Raw genomic sequence first — 1,954 nt, forward strand, 5'->3', positions numbered from 1 at the left:
TGAATTACGCAACAAAGCCCACGAAGATCTATCTTCTGCAGCATCAAGCAATGCGGATATTTGGGTCGCGGCAACAGACGTTGCTAACCAACTGAAAGACGGTGGAAAAGAGAACATCATCAGCCTTAAAAATATTTTTGACAAAGCATCAATCGAAGAACAACTAAAAACTTTCATGTAAGGTCAAAATTATGCAAAACTTTTTCGAATTCATGCTCGGCTTATTAAAAGAGCCAGCAATCATGGTAGGTTTAATTGCTTTTATTGGCCTTGTTGCACAAAAAGCTGATATTTCTACTATTCTAAAAGGCACAATTAAAACCGTAATGGGTTTCCTAATTTTAGGTTTTGGTGCTGGCGCTCTTGTTGGCGCACTAAATAACTTCTCAGTTGTATTTACTGAAGCATTCGGCGTAAGTGGTGTTATTCCAAATAACGAAGCAATTGTTGCATTAGCACAAGAAGCATTTGGTTATGAAATGGCTCTAATTATGTTCTTCGCATTCGTTGTGAATATTTTATTGGCTCGCATTACTCCTTTAAAATATATTTTCTTAACGGGTCACCACACAATGTTCATGTCTATGCTAGTAGCGGTAATTCTGTCTACAGCAAACATTGAAGGCACAGCTCTAGTCGCAATCGGCTCTATCATTGTCGGTACATTAATGGTTGTGATGCCAGCACTAGGCCAAAAGTACACTGAAAAAGTAATGGGTACTGATCAACTTGCTATCGGTCACTTCTCGACATTGTCTTACATTGTGTCTGGCTTCATTGGTAGCAAATTCGGTGACACATCAAAATCAACAGAAGACATCCAAGTTCCTAAAAGCTTAATGTTCCTACGTGATACGCCAGTAGCGGTAGCAACAACAATGGCAATCTTCTTCATGCTTGCATCTATTATTGCGGGCGGCGAGTTTGTAGAAACAGTATCAAGCGGTCAAAACTGGGTTGTGTTTACCTTCATGCAATCTCTAATCTTTGCAGGTGGTGTTTACATCGTATTGCAAGGTGTGAAGATGCTAATTGCTGAAATCGTTCCTGCCTTTAAAGGTATTTCTGACAAGCTAGTACCGGGTGCAAAACCTGCTCTAGACTGCCCAATGGTATTCCCTGTAGCACCAAACGCGGTACTTATCGGTTTCCTTTGTTCTTTCGCTGCTGGTCTACTAGCAATGGCAGTACAAGGTGCACTTGGTTGGACAATCATTGTAGCGGGCGTGGTTCCTCACTTCTTCGTTGGTGGCGCAGCTGGTGTTTACGGTAACGCAACAGGCGGTTTACGCGGTGCAATCCTAGGTTCATTTACGCAAGGTCTATGTATCTCTTTCCTACCGATGCTGCTACTTCCTGTACTGGGTGGCCTTGGCCTTGAAGCAACAACATTCGCTGACTTCGACTTCGGTGTGGTTGGTCTGATTCTAGGGTGGATTGTTTCATGAGCCTGTTTGATTTAGTTGGTAACCAAGGCGTTATCATCAACTCTGAAGAAAACCTAACGGTTGATGCAGCGATTGATGTGACATGTTCAACACTGCTAGCGAGCAAGAAAATCGAAGCAAGCTATGTTGAAGCTATCAAGCAAAAGCACAAGGATATTGGCGCGTACTATGTTCTTGCACCAAAGATTGCGATGCCTCATGCTCGCCCTGAAGATGGTGTAAACGAAGCATCACTGCAAGTGACAGTATTCAAGAAAGGTGTTGATTTAGAGTCGGAAGACAACGGTGACGTTTATCTTTCAATCACTCTGGCAGCCATGGATTCAGATAGCCATATTCATACCATTATGGCGCTGTCTGAATTGTTCCAAAATGATGATGACATTGATGCCATTATCGCAGCGGAAACAGAGCAAGCGATCATCGAGATCTTAAAGCGATACTAGCTTCAATTTTTAGGTCTTAACCTTTAGCTCCTGCTGATGTTTATACCAATTCCATTAAAT

General features: G+C 42.2%; 2 protein-coding genes and 1 pseudogene. All 3 read left to right on the forward strand.

Annotated elements, in window-relative coordinates:
- Positions 1-181: pseudogene (locus AACT19_RS01545) on the forward strand (hypothetical protein); the annotation flags it as partial.
- Positions 182-191: 10 nt separating this feature from the next.
- Positions 192-1,448 (forward strand): PTS ascorbate transporter subunit IIC, encoded by a 1,257-nt coding sequence (locus tag AACT19_RS01550; protein WP_004729966.1) that lies wholly within the window; start codon positions 192-194, stop codon positions 1,446-1,448.
- Positions 1,445-1,894 carry a PTS sugar transporter subunit IIA gene (locus AACT19_RS01555; RefSeq protein WP_076644898.1) on the forward strand — a complete coding sequence of 150 codons (450 nt, stop codon included), beginning with the start codon at positions 1,445-1,447 and terminating at the stop codon, positions 1,892-1,894. Before AACT19_RS01550 ends, AACT19_RS01555 begins: the two co-directional genes overlap by 4 nt.
- The last annotated feature ends 60 nt before the right edge of the window (positions 1,895-1,954 follow it).

The organism is Vibrio sp. 10N.222.47.A9 (assembly GCF_963872585.1).
Lineage (GTDB): Bacteria > Pseudomonadota > Gammaproteobacteria > Enterobacterales > Vibrionaceae > Vibrio > Vibrio splendidus.